General features: G+C 65.2%; 15 protein-coding genes. 7 read left to right on the top strand and 8 right to left on the bottom strand.

The window, feature by feature from the left end; all coding sequences use genetic code 11:
• Nucleotides 1-81: 81 nt before the first annotated feature.
• Complete coding sequence (gene hydA / locus AYJ57_RS09750) at nt 82-1,548, bottom strand: dihydropyrimidinase (RefSeq protein WP_066104297.1); 1,467 nt, start codon at nt 1,546-1,548, stop codon at nt 82-84.
• Nucleotides 1,549-1,660: 112 nt separating this feature from the next.
• Entirely contained in the window at nt 1,661-2,926 is a 1,266-nt protein-coding gene (locus tag AYJ57_RS09745; RefSeq protein WP_066104295.1) for a Zn-dependent hydrolase, read from the bottom strand.
• Nucleotides 2,927-3,128: 202 nt separating this feature from the next.
• Between AYJ57_RS09745 and AYJ57_RS09740 the strand changes: the two genes are divergently transcribed.
• Nucleotides 3,129-3,752: a TetR family transcriptional regulator C-terminal domain-containing protein gene (locus AYJ57_RS09740; protein WP_066104292.1), complete on the top strand. Its 624-nt coding sequence runs from the start codon at nt 3,129-3,131 to the stop codon at nt 3,750-3,752.
• Between the two features lie 120 nt (nt 3,753-3,872).
• Here the strand turns inward: AYJ57_RS09740 and rpsD are convergent, their stop codons facing one another.
• Nucleotides 3,873-4,493 (bottom strand): 30S ribosomal protein S4, encoded by a 621-nt coding sequence (gene rpsD / locus AYJ57_RS09735; RefSeq protein ID WP_066104289.1) that lies wholly within the window; start codon nt 4,491-4,493, stop codon nt 3,873-3,875.
• Nucleotides 4,494-4,744: 251 nt separating this feature from the next.
• On the opposite strand from rpsD, the gene AYJ57_RS09730 reads away from it, so the two are divergent.
• The 5 genes from AYJ57_RS09730 (at nt 4,745) to AYJ57_RS09710 (ending at nt 9,918) form a co-directional block, all read left to right on the top strand.
• The gene (locus tag AYJ57_RS09730; protein ID WP_083191202.1) at nt 4,745-5,692 is read left to right on the top strand and encodes an EAL domain-containing protein; all 948 of its coding nucleotides are present in this window, start codon (nt 4,745-4,747) and stop codon (nt 5,690-5,692) included.
• Between the two features lie 207 nt (nt 5,693-5,899).
• Nucleotides 5,900-7,075: an acetyl-CoA C-acetyltransferase gene (locus AYJ57_RS09725; RefSeq protein WP_066104286.1), complete on the top strand. Its 1,176-nt coding sequence runs from the start codon at nt 5,900-5,902 to the stop codon at nt 7,073-7,075.
• An 81-nt stretch (nt 7,076-7,156) separates the two neighbouring features.
• Nucleotides 7,157-8,005 (top strand): patatin-like phospholipase family protein, encoded by an 849-nt coding sequence (locus AYJ57_RS09720; RefSeq protein ID WP_066104283.1) that lies wholly within the window; start codon nt 7,157-7,159, stop codon nt 8,003-8,005.
• 84 nt (nt 8,006-8,089) lie between these two features.
• Entirely contained in the window at nt 8,090-8,812 is a 723-nt protein-coding gene (gene phbB, locus AYJ57_RS09715) for an acetoacetyl-CoA reductase (RefSeq protein ID WP_066104280.1), read from the top strand.
• A 182-nt stretch (nt 8,813-8,994) separates the two neighbouring features.
• Nucleotides 8,995-9,918, top strand: a complete 924-nt coding sequence (locus AYJ57_RS09710) for a VOC family protein (protein WP_066104278.1) — start codon at nt 8,995-8,997, stop codon at nt 9,916-9,918.
• 346 nt (nt 9,919-10,264) lie between these two features.
• Here the strand turns inward: AYJ57_RS09710 and AYJ57_RS09705 are convergent, their stop codons facing one another.
• From AYJ57_RS09705 to AYJ57_RS09695, 3 genes are all read right to left on the bottom strand, one after another.
• Complete coding sequence (locus AYJ57_RS09705) at nt 10,265-10,438, bottom strand: YdcH family protein (protein WP_066104276.1); 174 nt, start codon at nt 10,436-10,438, stop codon at nt 10,265-10,267.
• A 113-nt stretch (nt 10,439-10,551) separates the two neighbouring features.
• A complete protein-coding gene (locus AYJ57_RS09700) occupies nt 10,552-11,331 on the bottom strand; it encodes a tRNA1(Val) (adenine(37)-N6)-methyltransferase (protein WP_066104273.1) in 780 nt (259 codons plus the stop codon).
• Nucleotides 11,328-11,549 (bottom strand): putative signal transducing protein, encoded by a 222-nt coding sequence (locus AYJ57_RS09695; protein WP_066104270.1) that lies wholly within the window; start codon nt 11,547-11,549, stop codon nt 11,328-11,330. Before AYJ57_RS09695 ends, AYJ57_RS09700 begins: the two co-directional genes overlap by 4 nt.
• Nucleotides 11,550-11,603: 54 nt before the next feature.
• Between AYJ57_RS09695 and AYJ57_RS09690 the strand changes: the two genes are divergently transcribed.
• Entirely contained in the window at nt 11,604-12,605 is a 1,002-nt protein-coding gene (locus tag AYJ57_RS09690) for a polyprenyl synthetase family protein (RefSeq protein WP_066104267.1), read from the top strand.
• A gap of 25 nt (nt 12,606-12,630) precedes the next feature.
• On the opposite strand, the gene AYJ57_RS09685 is transcribed toward AYJ57_RS09690, so the two are convergent.
• Nucleotides 12,631-13,515, bottom strand: a complete 885-nt coding sequence (locus tag AYJ57_RS09685; protein WP_066104264.1) for a 4-(cytidine 5'-diphospho)-2-C-methyl-D-erythritol kinase — start codon at nt 13,513-13,515, stop codon at nt 12,631-12,633.
• A complete protein-coding gene (locus tag AYJ57_RS09680) occupies nt 13,502-15,223 on the bottom strand; it encodes a tetratricopeptide repeat protein (RefSeq protein WP_066104261.1) in 1,722 nt (573 codons plus the stop codon). Before AYJ57_RS09680 ends, AYJ57_RS09685 begins: the two co-directional genes overlap by 14 nt.
• Nucleotides 15,224-15,227: the final 4 nt, after the last annotated feature.

Below are 15,227 nucleotides of genomic sequence, written 5' to 3'. Positions count from 1 at the left end.
TCTTGCCTTCCCTGTTCTTCCGGCGGAGGCGTCTGGCGGCCCCCTGCCCTGTTCCTTGCCTTGCCTCTTCCCCGGCCACGCTCAGACGCCGCTGGCGGGGATGCCGCCGCGCGCCACCGGGCGCGGCGCGGTCAGGTCTTTCCACGCGCTGAGTGCCTTGTTGACCGGCCCCGAGGGTGGGCGGGCGACGAACTGCCCATGGCCCTCTTGCGAGCTCATCGCGCCTTCGGTCACCGAGACCCGGCCCCGGCTCAGCACGAACCGCGGCAGGCCGCTCACTTTCATGCCATCGAAGACGTTGTAGTCGATGGCCGATTGCTGGCTGCCTGCAGAGATCACCTTCTCCCGCTTGGGATCGAGCACCACGATATCGGCGTCCGCGCCGGTGAGGATCGCCCCCTTGCGCGGGTAGATGTTGAGGATCTTGGCGATATTGGTCGAGGTCACCGCGACGAACTCCTGCGGCGTCAGCCGCCCCGTCACCACGCCCTGCGTCCAGAGCATCGGCAAACGGTCCTCGAGCCCGCCGGTGCCATTGGGGATCTTGGTGAAATCCCCCAACCCGTAGCGTTTCTGCTCGGTGGTGAAGGCGCAATGGTCCGTCGCCACGCAGGACAGCGAGCCCGCCGCCAGCCCGGCCCAGAGGCTGTCCTGATGGCGCTTGTTGCGAAACGGCGGCGACATCACCCGGCGCGCGGCATGATCCCAGTCAGGGCTCGCGTATTCGCTATCGTCGAGCGTCAAATGCTGGATCAGCGGCTCGCCCCAGACCCGTTTGCCCGCCTGCCGCGCGCGGCGGATGGCCTCATGGCTCTCTTCGCAGCTGACATGCACCACGTAGAGCGGCACCCCCGCCATGTCGGCGATCATGATGGCACGGTTCGTCGCCTCGCCCTCGACTTGCGGCGGGCGCGAATAGGCATGCGCCTCGGGGCCGGTATTGCCCTCGGCCAACAGCCGCGCCGAAAGCTCGGCCACCACGTCGCCATTCTCGGCATGCACCAGCGGGATTGCCCCGAGCTCGGCGCAGCGGCGGAACGAGGCGAAAAGCTCGTCGTCGTTCACCATCAGCGCGCCCTTGTAGGCCATGAAATGCTTGAAGGTGGTGATGCCGCGATCCACCACCTGCTGCATCTCCTGCCAGACCTGCTCGGACCACCATGTCACCGCCATGTGGAAGGAATAGTCGCAATGGGCGCGGCCCGCCTTGTTGTCCCACATCTGCAGCGCGTCCAGCAGCCCCTGCCCCGGCGACGGCAGCGCGAAGTCGACGACCATAGTGGTGCCGCCCGCCAGCGCGGCGCGGGTGCCGCTGTCGAAATCATCGGCGGAATAGGTGCCCATGAAGGGCATCTCGAGATGGGTGTGCGGGTCGATCCCGCCGGGCATCACGTAGCACCCCGAGGCGTCGAGCACCTCGTCGCCGCTCAGGTTCGGGCCGATCTCGGCAATCCGGCCGTGTTCGACCAGCACATCGGCCTCGTAGCTCAGATCGGCGGTGACGATCGTGCCGCCTTTGATCACAGTGGATTTGATCACCGTGGACATGTCTCTCTCCCTGTGGTCTGCGCGGGTTCGGGCTTCCTCTTGGCGAAAATATCCCGGGGAGTCCGCGGCCCCCGGGTCGTGGACGGGGCCGCCGACGGGGCAGCGCCCCGCTTCAGCCCACGACCTCCGCCGTCTCCAGTACCGCATGCAGCAGCACATCGGTGCCCGCTGTCGCCCAGTCCTTCGAGATCTCCTCGGCCTCATTGTGCGAGATGCCACCGACGCAGGGGCACATGATCATCGTGGTCGGCGCGACCTTGGCGGCCCAGCAGGCATCATGCCCGGCGCCAGAAACGATATTCATATGCGAGTACCCCAGCGCCTCGGCCGCCGCGCGGACATTGCCGACAAGCTCTGGCGTGAAGGTGACCGGGTCGAAATGGCCCACCGCCTCCACCGCGCAGCCAACGCCCAGCTCGGCGCAAATCTCGGGCGCGCGTTTCTCGATCTCGGCCCGCATCCCGTCGAGCTTGGCCTGATCGGGCGAGCGCAGATCTACGGTGAAGATCACCTTCTCGGGCAGCACATTGCGCGAGTTGGGCTCGAAGGTCATCTGGCCGACGCCCGCCATCGTGTGCGGCTGCGCGGCCATGGCCACCTCCTGCGCCATCTCGAGAATGCGGCTCATCGCCAGCCCTGCGTTGACCCGCATGTCCATCGGCGTCGAGCCAGTGTGCGCGGCGCGGCCGGTCAGGGTGAATTCGAGCCACCACAGGCCCTGACAATGGGTGACCACGCCGATGTCCTTGCCCTCGGCCTCGAGGATCGGTCCCTGTTCGATGTGCAGCTCGTAATAGGCGTGCATCTTGCGGTCGCCGACGGTCTCGTCGCCCTTCCAGCCGATGCGGTCCAGCTCCTCGCCGTAGGTTTTGCCTTCGAGGTCCTTGCGTCCATAGGCGAACGCGAGGTCATGCACCCCAGCAAAGACGCCGGAGGCCAGCATCGCCGGGGCGAAGCGCCCGCCTTCTTCGTTCGACCAGTTGGTGACGACGATCGGGTGCTTCGTCTTGATCCCCAGATCGTTCATCGTGCGCACCGTCTCCAGCGCCGCAAGCACGCCGAGCACGCCGTCGTATTTGCCGCCCGTGGGCTGGGTGTCGAGATGCGAGCCCATATAGACCGGCAGCGCCTCGGGGTCTTCGCCCGCGCGGGTGGCGAACATCGTCCCCATCTCGTCGAGCCCCATGGTCATACCCGCCGCTTCGCACCATTGCTGAAACAGCGCGCGGCCTTCGGCATCCTCGTCGGTCAGCGTCTGGCGGTTGTTGCCGCCCGCCACGCCCGGACCGATCTTGGCCATCTCCATCAGGCTGTCCCACAGCCGGTCGCCATTGATCCGAAGGTTCTTGCCCTGTGCTGCGATACCCTGTGCCGCCATAGTCTTGTCCTCGTCGCCTTGTCCTGCGATGTGCATGTCCTGCAATGAGGCGCTTGCGCGTCTCCCGCGTGTTTTTTACCGTTTGGTAAAGGCATGATTGCAATGCGCCCCGGAGGGTTCCGCGAAGTGCCCTTCCGACAGTCGCAGCATATGCACAACGAACGGGCAGATGCGCCCGCAAAAACAGCAAGTCAGGAACCGGATGCCCGTTTCTCCCGCGAAAAAGCCCAGCCGGATCCAGATCCGAAACCGCCGAAAGATCATGGAGGCGGCGCTGGACGAATTCTCGCAAAACGGATTTCGCGGTGCCACGCTCGACCGGATCGCCGAGGCGGCGGGCATGTCGAAGCCCAATCTCATCTATTATTTCGACAGCAAGGAAGCGATCCACGTCGCCCTGCTCAACGCGCTGATGACCGAATGGCTCGATCCGCTGCGCGAAATGGACCCCGAGGGTGAGCCGATGGAGGAGATTCTCGGCTATGTGCGGCGCAAGATGGAGATGAGTCGCCAGTATCCGCGCGAAAGCAGGCTCTTCGCCACCGAGATCATTCAGGGCGCGCCGCGCATGTTGCCGCATCTGCAGAGCGACCTGAAACCGCTGTTTGACGAGAAATGTGCGCTGATCGCGGGCTGGATGGAGAGCGGCAAGCTGGCGCGGCAGGATCCGCAGCAACTGATCATGTCGATCTGGGCGCTGACCCAGCATTTCGCGGATTTCGACACGCAGGTACGGGTTCTGGTGCCCGACGAAGAGCCCGGCTGGGCCGCCGCGAACACCCATGTGGAAACGGTGTTCCGCAAGATCCTCGCGCCAGAAGGCTGAGGGCTGGGGGCTGAGGCCCCCTCTCACCAACTCATTGAGTGACCGCGAACAGCACGACGCAGAAAGCAGAAAGGCCGCGCTTTGCAGCGCGGCCTTTCCAACATCGTACGGACAGAAGGATTAGTTCTGTGCGTAGTATTCGATGACGAGGTTCGGTTCCATCTGAACCGCGTAGGGCACGTCGGCTAGGCCGGGAGTGCGCACGAAGGTCGCGGACATTTTGGAGTGGTCTGCCTCGATGTAGTCGGGCACGTCACGCTCTGCGAGCTGAACAGCTTCCAGCAGGACGGTCATTTGCTTCGACTTCTCGCGGACCTCGATCACATCACCTTCCTTCACACGGTAGGAGGGGATGTTCACGCGCTTGCCGTTCACCAGCACGTGGCCGTGGTTCACGAACTGACGCGCTGCGAAGACGGTCGGCACGAATTTGGCGCGGTACACAACGGCGTCGAGACGGCGCTCGAGCAGGCCGATGAGCAGCTCACCGGTGTCGCCCTTGATCCGCTCTGCTTCCGCGAAGATGCGGCGGAACTGCTTCTCGGTCATGTCGCCGTAGTAGCCCTTGAGCTTCTGCTTGGCGCGCAGCTGCAGACCGAAGTCCGACATTTTGCCTTTGCGGCGCTGACCGTGCTGGCCGGGGCCGTATTCACGCTTGTTCACCGGGGACTTCGGACGGCCCCAGATGTTCTCGCCCATGCGGCGGTCGATTTTGTACTTGGCAGACGTGCGTTTGGTCACGGCTGATCTCCTTCATAAGTTGCGAAGGGCGTTGTCCTCCTGCCCGTAGGCCGACAGGCATCCCCTTGCGGGGGCCACCAACACCAATGAGCGCGCGCTTATATGGGCTTTGGCAGGGGAGTCAACAGGCCAAACCCGCCCTGCCCGCTTTTCCCGGCCAATTTCGCCACGCGGCTCTGCGCCGGGCCGGGCTTAGCCGGGAATTAACCCCTCTGCGCGCAGCATGACAACGACGGCGACAGGAGAGCGTGATGACGAAAACAGACGCAGAGCGCGGCGCGGCGTTTGGGGCCAAGCGGCGAAAAGCGGGCCAACGAAACCAAAGGGGCGCCCAGATCACCAGCTTTCCCGCCGCCCCACGCGAGGCGGCGAAAGCTCCGCCCACCGATCTGCTTGCGACAGCCACGGACCTGCGGGATCGCGACATCCTGCAGCGCGTGCGAGAGGCGATCCGCCATCGGCAGGTGCTATTGGTGTTTCAGCCGGTGGTGCGCGCCGCCGCGACAGAGCAGATCGCCTTTCATGAAGCCATGCTGCGGGTCATGGACGAAACCGGCCGGATCGTCCCCGCGCGCGAATTCATCTTCGAGATGGAAGAACGCGAGGAGGGACGGCTGCTGGATTGCATAGCGCTGGAACAGGGCCTTGCAGAGCTGATCCGCACCCCGGTTCTGCGCCTTGCGATCAATATGTCCGCCCGCTCGATCGGCTATCGGCGCTGGATGCAGGTGCTGGAAAAGGGGATCAACGCCGATCCTACGGTGGCAGAGCGGCTGATCCTCGAGATTACCGAAAGCTCGGCCATGCTGCTGCCGGAACTGGTGATCGGCTTCATGGCCGACCTGCACCGCCGCGGCATCACCTTCGCGATGGATGACTTCGGCGCAGGGCAGACCGCGCTGCGTCATTTCAAACGCTTCTCCTTCGACATCCTAAAGATCGACGGCCAGATCATTCGCGGCATCGCCCGCGATCCCGACAATCAGGTTCTGGCGCGTGCCATCGTCGCCATCGCGGAAGAGTTCGACATGTTCACCGTCGCCGAATCTGTCGAGTCGCTGGAGGACGCGCAAACTGCCGCTGCCAGCGGTATCGACTGCCTGCAGGGGTATTTCTACGGCGCTCCCACCGTCAGCCCGGACTGGCGAGAGAGTGCCGCCCAAAACGTTGCGGGCCGGAGCGGCCCCCTTAATCGTTAAGACAAAAATCGTTAGAACGATCCCGCCCTACCCTCTGAAACTGCGACGAATTGCGCTATCAAACGCAAAACCGTGAAGCTGCCTCTGTGCAGTTGCGGATCCCCGCGTTATCAACAACGGTGAGGCCAATACGCGGAGGCCCTGACCCCGCCACGAGGGCGGCGGACGGGCACTCCGACTGCACGCTTTGCTTGGAGGGAGAACTTCATGACCAATGTCGTAATCGCGTCTGCCGCACGTACCGCCGTCGGCAGCTTTAGCGGCGCTTTTGCCAATACACCTGCGCATGATCTGGGGGCCGCCGTGCTCGAAGCGCTGGTGGCACGCGCTGGAATCGAGAAGGGAGAGGTCTCGGAGACCATTCTCGGTCAGGTGCTGACCGCCGCGCAGGGCCAGAACCCGGCGCGTCAGGCGCATATCAATGCCGGTCTTCCCAAGGAAAGCGCCGCATGGTCGATCAATCAGGTCTGCGGCTCGGGCCTGCGCACCGTCATGCTGGGCGCCCAGCACATCCTGCTGGGGGACGCCGATATCGTCGCCGCGGGCGGTCAGGAGAACATGACCCTCTCGCCCCACGCCGCGCATCTGCGCGCCGGTCACAAGATGGGCGACGTCAAATATATCGACACGATGATCCGTGACGGCCTGTGGGACGCGTTCAACGGCTACCACATGGGCCAGACCGCCGAAAACGTCGCCGAACAGTGGCAGATCAGCCGCGAGCAGCAGGATGAATTCGCTGTTGCTTCGCAGAACAAGGCCGAGGCCGCGCAGAACGCTGGGAAGTTCGACGACGAGGTGATCCCCTTCGTGGTCAAGCACCGCAAGGGCGACATCACCGTCGACAAGGATGAGTACATCCGCCACGGCGCCACGATCGAAGCCATGCAGAAACTGCGCCCGGCCTTCACCAAAGACGGCTCGGTCACCGCGGCCAACGCCTCGGGCATCAACGATGGCGCCGCCGGCGTGCTGCTGATGAGCGCCGAGAACGCCGAGAAGCGCGGCATCCAGCCGCTGGCGCGCATCGCCTCTTATGCCACCGCCGGGCTCGATCCGTCGATCATGGGCGTCGGCCCGATCCACGCCTCGCGCAAGGCGCTGGAGAAGGCAGGCTGGAAGCCCGAGGACCTCGATCTGGTCGAGGCCAACGAAGCCTTTGCCGCGCAGGCCTGCGCCGTGAACAAGGACATGGGCTGGGATCCGGCGATCGTGAACGTGAACGGCGGCGCCATCGCCATCGGCCACCCGATCGGCGCGTCGGGCGCGCGCATTCTCAACACGCTGCTCTTTGAAATGCAGCGCCGCGACGCCAAGAAGGGCCTCGCAACGCTCTGCATCGGCGGCGGCATGGGCGTTGCCCTCTGCGTCGAGCGCGACTGAGCTATCGCCGCGGGCGCCGCTGACCCCGTCAGCCCGGCGCCCGTGGCACACGTGCCCACACTCAGGACACGAAAGGCGGCCATGACGACAGGTCCACACATTCCGCGGATTCCCCGCGACCCCGCGCAGATCGTCTTTTCCGGCGGCGGGCTGCGCTGCTTCTGGCAGGGCGGCTTCATGACCGAGCTTTGCCGGCACCGCGAGCGCCCCACCCCGCAGCGCATCACCGGGGTCAGCGGCGGCGCGCTCGCCTCCAGCGCCTATATCGCCGGAATCGAGGAACGGCTGCTCGACCGCATGTGCGCCGCGTTCGAAAAGCAGGACAGCAATATCGACCTGCTGCGCCCCGACGAAAACGGAATCACCCCACATCAAGAGCTTTACTGCGAGGTGGTCGCCGAGGTCATCGACGCCGAGGCCGCGCGCAAGATCGCCGAGGGTCCGCAGCTGCAGATTCTCATCGCCCACCCGCCGGAGACGCCACTGCCGACGATGACCGGCACCGCGCTCGCCGCCGCCTATGAGGCCGAGCTGCACCTCGTCGGCTCGCCGCATTTCAACTGGGCCGAGAAGATGGGCCTGACCGCCAATCTCATTGATGCCAATGCCGCCGCCCGCGAGGGCCGCCTCGTCGAGCTGATTTGCGCCGCTGCGGTGATCCCCCCGGTGTTCGAGCCGCCGCTTTGGGAGGGACGCCGGGTCGTCGACGGCGGCATGGCCGATCAGGCTCCGCTGCCAGAGCCGGACGAGGGCGAGACGATGGTGCTGCTCACCCGTGAGTATAAGCGTCTGCCCGAGGTGGAGGGCCGCCACTACCTCTGGCCCTCGCAAGAGACCGCCGCAGACAAGATCGATTTCACCGACCCTCAGAAATTGCGCGACACTTGGGCACAAGGCGCCCGTGATGCACAACAAATGCTGGACAGCTGAAAACTTCTGCGCAACAAAGTTACTCAAAAGTTAACAAAAATATAACAAGCTTTCAAATCACGACGGACTGGACTGGAGGATACTATGGCGAAAGTTGCACTGGTCACGGGAGGGAGCCGAGGGATCGGGGAGGCGATTTCCAAGGCGCTTAAGGCCGAAGGGTATGAGGTGGCTGCGACCTATGCTGGCAATGACGAGAAGGCTGCAGCCTTCACCGAAGCGACGGGCATCAAGACCTACAAATGGGACGTTGCGGATTACGACGCGTCCAAAGACGGGATCGCTCAGGTAGAGGCGGACCTCGGCCCGATCGACGTGGTGGTGGCCAACGCGGGCATCACCCGCGACGCGCCGTTCCACAAGATGACGCCGCAGCAGTGGAACGAGGTGATCAACACCAACCTCACCGGCGTGTTCAACACAGTGCACCCGATCTGGCCGGGCATGCGCGAGCGCAAATATGGCCGGGTCATCGTGATCTCGTCGATCAACGGTCAGAAGGGCCAGTTCGCACAGGTGAACTACGCCGCGACCAAGGCCGGGGATCTTGGCATCATCAAGTCGCTGGCGCAGGAAGGCGCGCGCTACGGCATCACCGCAAACGCGATCTGTCCGGGCTATATCGCCACCGAGATGGTTATGGCGGTGCCCGAGAAGGTGCGCGAGTCGATCATCGCGCAGATCCCCGCAGGCCGCCTTGGCGAGCCCGAGGAGATCGCCCGCTGCGTGGTCTTCCTTGCGGATGAGAAGGCAGGCTTCGTGAACGGCTCGACGATCTCCGCGAACGGAGCGCAGTTCTTCGTCTGACCCATCCGGCAGACGCCTGACCTAAAGGACGGGCCCCGGCTGCAGATCGCGCCGGGGCTTTGTCGTTTTCCCCCAAACGCCCCCTACTGTGCACTGATGCAGCCCTTCCGCGCGGTGGCGTTTGTTTTCTGTTAACCACTTTCTTCCTATGTCTCTGACAATTCCGTATCAGGAGAGAGACCATGCTCACGCAAATCAAAGGCCTGCACCATGTGACTGCGCTGGCTAGCAGCGCGTCTCGGAACAATGATTTCTTCACCCACACGCTCGGCCTGCGCCGGGTGAAAAAGACCGTCAACTTCGACGCGCCCGACGTCTACCACCTCTACTACGGCGATGAGGTCGGCACGCCGGGCTCCGTCATGACCTATTTCCCCTTCCCCAACGCCGCCCGTGGCAAGCCGGGCAGCGGCGAGGTGGCGACCACCGCCTTTGCCGTGCCCGAAGGCTCGCTCGACGCTTGGGAGGCGCGCCTGACCGAGGCGGGCGTGAAGGGGCTGGAGCGGCTCAACCGCTATGGCGAGCACCGTCTGGTGTTTGAAGGCCCCGATGGCGACGGGCTGGCTCTGGTCGAAGCCGATGACAGCCGCGCGCCGTGGACCGGCGGCGGGATCGGCGAAGATATGGCGATCCGCGGCTTCCATTCGGTGCAGATGCGCCTGCGCGACGCGGGCCCCACGGCGGAGCTGCTGCGCTTCATGGGCTATCAGGAAGAATGCCGGCAAGAGAAGGTCATGCGGTTCTCGCTGCCCGAGCACAATGGTGCCGGCACGATCGACATCGAGACCGTGGACGTGCCCCGGGCCGGTCAGGGCGCGGGCAGCGTGCACCACATCGCCTTTGCCGTCGAGGACCGGGCGGCACAGCTTGAGGTGCGCAACGCGCTGACCGAGAACGGCTTTCAGATCACGCCGCAGATCGACCGCGATTACTTCTACGCGATCTACTTCCGCAGCCCCGGCGGCGTGCTGTTTGAGGTGGCCACCAACGAGCCCGGCTTTGACCGCGACGAAGACCGCGCCCATCTCGGCGAGGCGCTCAAGCTGCCGACCCAGCACGCGCATCTGCGCGAGCAGCTGGAGCAGCGGCTCGAACCGATCGACTGACGCGCCGCGCGCAAAATCCCGCGTGACATCCCGAAACGGATGCGCCCCCGGAGCCTGGCTCTCCGGGGGCGCTGTTTTCGCGCAGGGCACAACGACACGCACGGCCTTGAACACGCGCGGACGGATGCCCGCGTCTCTTCGTGCAAGGGTGTGAAAAGGGTGCGTGAAAAACCGTGCTTTGAAATTGCCGCGTCGCCTCGCGCCGTCCGGCGCCTGCCCTGCCGCCCGGGCCCGGAGATTCGGGCCCGGAACCTCTGCGGTCCGGCGGCGCGGCTGCCGTGCGGACCTGATCGCTCTCAAGGTGGGTGGGTGCTTCGCTCTAGGGCGATACCTGCCCGGGCGCCGTTCAGGTCGCCTCTACCGAGAGCCGGTTAATCTCTTCCTTGATACGGAGTTTTTGCTTCTTCAGGGCTGCGACATGCAAGTCGTCCGTGCCCGGACTGCGCTGCATCTCTTCCACGGTGGTGGCGAGGTTTTGGTGCTTCTTCTTCAGTTCCTGCAGGTGAGAAGTTAAGCTCATTATGTCCTCCTTTTTGCTTTGGGCAGAGACAGTGCAGCATAACTTTTACATTCTGTCACGCCGCACCCGCAGCATTGCTTTACGCAAGGTGAGAACCCTGCTCGGAAGCCCGCTCATCCGGAAAAGCTGATCGGTTTTCCATCGCGCAAGACTGCTTTGATGACATTTGTATAATCGTCGCCATCTTCAAGGTGACACGCGCCAGCGTGAAGCACGACCGAGGGGCAAAGGCGGAAAGCCGCGCGCCCGCCTTTGCGTCCACGCGCGAGAATCAGCCGGGGCGCTCGCCCCTCGCGCGGGGCCAGAGGCAGCACCTCGACCGAGCCCAGATTCGCCGCCAGCGCCGCCAGAAGCTCTGGCAGCCGCTCGACCCGCTGCACGAAGGTGGCGGTGCCGCGCGGTTTCAGACGCCGCGCCGCCAGCGTCACCCAATCCGCCAGCGGCAGGGACCCCGCCAAGGCAAGCTCGCGCCCGGCGTCCGGCGCGGCACTGCGCTTGCCCTCTTCGAAATAGGGCGGGTTGGCGAGAACGTGATCGAAGCTGCGCGCCTTCAGCGCCGCCGGAGGCGCGGCCAGATCGGTCTCATAGACCTCTCCCTTTAGCCCGTTCTCGGCAATGTTACGGCGCGCGAGCGCGGCATAGGCAGGCTGGATCTCGGCCCCGGCCAGCGAAAGCCCGCCCACCCGCGCCCCAAGACAGACCAATGCCGGGGCGCCGCCGCAGCCAAGCTCCAGCACCTCCTGTCCCGGCTGCGCCTCGACCGCCGCAGCCAGCAGCACGGGGTCAACGCCAGCCCGATAGCCAAACCCATGTTTTGGCTGCCATATCTTCGCCATCCCGCCGAGGAATGCGTCGCGACGCAGCTCTTCCTCGGCGAAGGGCTCGCGCCTCATGCACCGGCCTCGAAGGAGACGCCGTTCTCGCGCAGCACACGCCGCGCGGCCTCCAGATCGCCGGTTCGCACCATCAGGCGGCGCGGCAAAATTCCCAGGGATCCCTCTAGGACGCTCATATTTACGTCCAACTCAAAGCTGTCTATACCCTGCCCATCAAGGAGGGTCTTCGCCAGCGGGATCAGCGTTATGTCGGTGGTACGCAGAAGTTCTTCCATAAAGGGGATGTAAGGACAGGGCCCCGGCCTTGTCGAGCCTGTGACGGGGGTCTGATGGGCTTGGATACGGCAAAAGCGAAACCGCATGATCGGCTGGCCTCGATGCTGGCGGACGAGATGGGCGCGGTGAACGTGCTGATCCGCGAGCGGATGGCATCGAAACACGCGCCGCGCATTCCCGAGGTGACCGCACATCTGGTCGAAGCGGGCGGCAAGCGCCTGCGCCCGATGCTGACGCTCGCCGCGGCGAATATCTGCAATTACGACGGCCCCTATCACGTGCATCTGGCCGCGACGGTGGAGTTCATCCATACCGCAACGCTGCTGCATGACGACGTGGTGGACGAAAGCGCGCAGCGCCGGGGCCGTCCGACGGCAAACCTGCTGTGGGACAACAAATCCTCGGTGCTGGTCGGCGACTATCTTTTCGCCCGCAGTTTCCAGCTGATGACCGAGCCGGGCAACCTGCGGGTGCTCGAGATCCTGTCGAACGCAGCGGCCACCATCGCCGAGGGCGAGGTGCTGCAGCTCACCGCAGCGCAGGACCTGCGCACCAGCGAGGACATCTACCTGCAGGTGGTGCGCGGCAAGACCGCAGCGCTCTTCTCGGCGGCGACCGAGGTGGGCGGCGTCATCGCCGGGGCTGATGAGGCAGAGGTGAAGGCGCTCTTCGATTATGGGGACGCGCTCGGCATCGCCTTCCAGATCGCCGACGACCTGCTCGACTACATGGGCGACAGCTCGGCCACCGGCAAAAACGTCGGCGACGACTTCCGCGAGCGCAAGCTGACGCTGCCGGTGATCAAGGCCGTCGCGGCAGCCGACGAAGAGGAGCGCGCCTTCTGGCAGCGCACCATCGAGAAGGGCAAGCAGGAAGAGGGCGACCTCGAGCACGCGCTAGAGCTGCTGAACAAGCATGGCGCGCTGGAAGCCACCCGCGAGGATGCGCTTGGCTGGTCGGAAAAGGCCAAGGCGTCGATGGCGCAGTTGCCACAGTCCGAACTGCGCGACGTGATGATCGAACTGGCGGATTTCGTGGTGGCGCGGCTCTACTGAGCCCGCGCCTGCCAGCCTTCAATCCTCAGCCCCGGCGCGGCATCGCCCGCGCCTGCTGATCTCCCAAAAGCCCTTCGGCGATCCACCAATCCGGACGCGCCGCGCGCAGCGCCTCTGCGGCGGCACCCGCCTCGGCCATGCTCGCAAACAGGCCAAAGCACGTCGCGCCCGAGCCCGACATGCGCGCCAGCCGGCAGCCCTGCAAAGCCTCCAGTTCTGACAGCACCGTGCCGATCACCGGCTCCAGAGTGCGGGCCGCGGGCTCCATATCGTTCCGCATGTCCCTGAGCCAGTCGATCAGCCCCTCCGCCCCGGCAAACTCCGGCAGGCGTTCGGGCATCGGCGGGTTGTCGCGCGAGGTCAGACTGCGGAAGATCTGCGGTGTCGAGACCGGCACGCGCGGGTTCACCAGAACCGCGGGCAGCGGCGGCAGCGTGGCCGGCTCCAGCCCCTCGCCGATGCCGCGGACGCGAACGGGGCGGGAGGCGAGGCACATGGGCACATCCGCCCCAAGCGCCAGCAGCGCCCCCTCGGCGCGGGTCATTGTGGTCTCATCCAGCGGGCCCAATTCAGCCAGCACGGCGCGGGCGGCAGCGGCGGCATCCGCCGATCCACCACCGATGCCTGACGCCACCGGCAGCACCTTCTCCAGCACGATCTCGGCCCCCTGCCCTTCGCCGACCATGGCGGCGGCGCGCAGCGCAAGGTTGTCGCCGTTGGCAGGGATGCCCGCTGCCTCCGGCCCTTCGACGCGCAGGCTCAGATCCTCGGATGGCGCCACGCGCAGCGCATCGCCCACGGGCGCGAAGACGACCAGCGAGTCGAGCAGGTGATACCCGTCGTCGCGCTGGCCGGTGATGTGCAGGGTCAGATTGATCTTCGCCGGAGCGAACACGTCAGTCCACGTCATGCGCCACCTTCAGCGGCGGCTTGCCCTCATCCGCAAGAACCGCGTCGAGACCGACCTCGAGCTTGCGGCGGATGCGTTCGGGATCGACATCGTCCGAGGCATCTTCCCAGCCCACAAAGGACAGTGCGCGCTGCCACTGGAACCGCGCCTCGACCTTGCGACCGACGGCCCAGTAGACATCGCCCAAGTGATCATTGACCACCGGATCCACCGCCATCAGTTCAGCGGCGCGCTCCATATGGCCGACCGCCTCGTCGTAGCGGCCCAGCCGGTAAAGCGCCCAGCCAAGGCTATCGACGATATAGCCGCTCTGCGGTTCGGCATCGACCGCGCGCTCGATCATCTCCAGCGCCTCGTCGAGGTTCACGTGATGCTCGACCATCGAATAACCAAGGTAGTTCAGCACCTGCGGCTGGTTCGGCACGAACTCGAGCGCGGCGCGGAAATCCTTCTCCGCCGCTTCCCAGTCGCCGTCGCGCTCTTTGCAGATGCCGCGCGCGTAATAAAGGAACCACTGCGCCGGATCGGGCTCGTCGAATGTGTCGAGAGCGCGGTCATAGGCGGCAATCGCCTCGTCGTAGCGCTCCAACTGGCGCATCAGATCGCCCAGCGCCGATTGCACCGCAGGCATATTGCCATGGGTGTCCGCCAGTTGCTCCAGCACTTCGACCGCCGCATCCAGCTTGCCCTCGGCGCGCAGCGCGTCGGACCGGCCAAGTTCGGCGACATGGAAAGAGGCGTCATCCCGCGGCACGCGCCGGTAGGTTGCGGCAGCCAATTCGTACTGGCCCATCTGCTCCAGCAGATCGCCCGCCATCAGCAGCGCGCCCACGTGGTCGGGGCGCAGATATTCGGCGACGCGCACGTGCAGCAGCGTGTAATCCTCGGCGCTTTCGTTCGCGAGGGCGCTGGCGATGGTAAAGAAGACTTCGGCGATGCCGTCGCGCGCCGAGGTGATCACGTCGAACGGCAGCGTCTCACCCGCTTCGAGCTTGGCGCGCAGGTCGGCCATGCCGGGATCGAGTTGCTTGCCCAGCGCGTCGTCGATCAGCGAAACCGCATCTTCCTGCCGGTCGATCTGCGACAGGATCTCGAGCCGCGCCATCAGCCCGCGCCGGGTCATCTGCATGCCGCCCGAGCCGGGTTCGGCAAAGATCGCCTCCGCGCCTTCGAAATCCCCGACCGACGCCAGCGCCATCGCCTTATGATAGGCGGCAAAGCCCGCGAGGCCACGCTCTTTCGCGACCTCGTCAAAGCCAGACAGCGCCGCGGTCACATCGCCGCGGCCCAGTTCGGCCCAAGCCTTGATCAGCCCGTCGACCAGCGGCCCCGCCGAGCGGCCTTCTTCCACGCGCGACAGCAGTTCGGCGTAGTTTTCCTCATGCGCCAGCACCGCGACTTCGGCCAGATGGCCGACCTGACTGTCATGGCCCTGCGCGGTCAGCCGCTCCGCCAGCGCCTCGGCACTGTTGAAGTCGCCCAGACCGATATTGGCCAAAGCCGCGCGTTCGAGCAGATCGGCATTCTCGGGGTCATGCTTGACCGCCTCGCCGTAGTAGCGCGCCGCCGCCTTGAAATCTCCGGCAAAGCTGGCCTGCCGCGCCGCAAGGTAATCGCCCGACAGGCTTTCGGCCGAAGCCGCGCCCGCCGCCATCAGCGCCAGTGCCATGACCGTGCCGCGAAGTGTCCCGATTGCCTTGCCCGACATGCCG

The organism is Salipiger sp. CCB-MM3, assembly GCF_001687105.1.
GTDB lineage: Bacteria > Pseudomonadota > Alphaproteobacteria > Rhodobacterales > Rhodobacteraceae > Salipiger.
This window is presented reverse-complemented; position numbering and strand designations above follow the sequence as displayed.

Excerpts from the sequence above, each read along its gene's own strand:
- AYJ57_RS09700 (WP_066104273.1), bottom strand. The coding sequence starts at position 11,331 with ATGAGGCGCGAGCCCTTCGCCGAGGAAGAGCTGCGTCGCGACGCATTC.
- AYJ57_RS09680 (WP_066104261.1), bottom strand. The coding sequence starts at position 15,223 with ATGTCGGGCAAGGCAATCGGGACACTTCGCGGCACGGTCATGGCACTG.
- AYJ57_RS09730 (WP_083191202.1), top strand. The coding sequence starts at position 4,745 with ATGACGAAAACAGACGCAGAGCGCGGCGCGGCGTTTGGGGCCAAGCGG.
- AYJ57_RS09710 (WP_066104278.1), top strand. The coding sequence starts at position 8,995 with ATGCTCACGCAAATCAAAGGCCTGCACCATGTGACTGCGCTGGCTAGC.
- AYJ57_RS09705 (WP_066104276.1), bottom strand. The coding sequence starts at position 10,438 with ATGAGCTTAACTTCTCACCTGCAGGAACTGAAGAAGAAGCACCAAAAC.
- phbB (WP_066104280.1), top strand. The coding sequence starts at position 8,090 with ATGGCGAAAGTTGCACTGGTCACGGGAGGGAGCCGAGGGATCGGGGAG.
- AYJ57_RS09695 (WP_066104270.1), bottom strand. The coding sequence starts at position 11,549 with ATGGAAGAACTTCTGCGTACCACCGACATAACGCTGATCCCGCTGGCG.
- AYJ57_RS09685 (WP_066104264.1), bottom strand. The coding sequence starts at position 13,515 with ATGACGTGGACTGACGTGTTCGCTCCGGCGAAGATCAATCTGACCCTG.
- hydA (WP_066104297.1), bottom strand. The coding sequence starts at position 1,548 with ATGTCCACGGTGATCAAATCCACTGTGATCAAAGGCGGCACGATCGTC.
- AYJ57_RS09720 (WP_066104283.1), top strand. The coding sequence starts at position 7,157 with ATGACGACAGGTCCACACATTCCGCGGATTCCCCGCGACCCCGCGCAG.
- AYJ57_RS09725 (WP_066104286.1), top strand. The coding sequence starts at position 5,900 with ATGACCAATGTCGTAATCGCGTCTGCCGCACGTACCGCCGTCGGCAGC.
- AYJ57_RS09690 (WP_066104267.1), top strand. The coding sequence starts at position 11,604 with ATGGGCTTGGATACGGCAAAAGCGAAACCGCATGATCGGCTGGCCTCG.
- AYJ57_RS09745 (WP_066104295.1), bottom strand. The coding sequence starts at position 2,926 with ATGGCGGCACAGGGTATCGCAGCACAGGGCAAGAACCTTCGGATCAAT.
- AYJ57_RS09740 (WP_066104292.1), top strand. The coding sequence starts at position 3,129 with ATGCCCGTTTCTCCCGCGAAAAAGCCCAGCCGGATCCAGATCCGAAAC.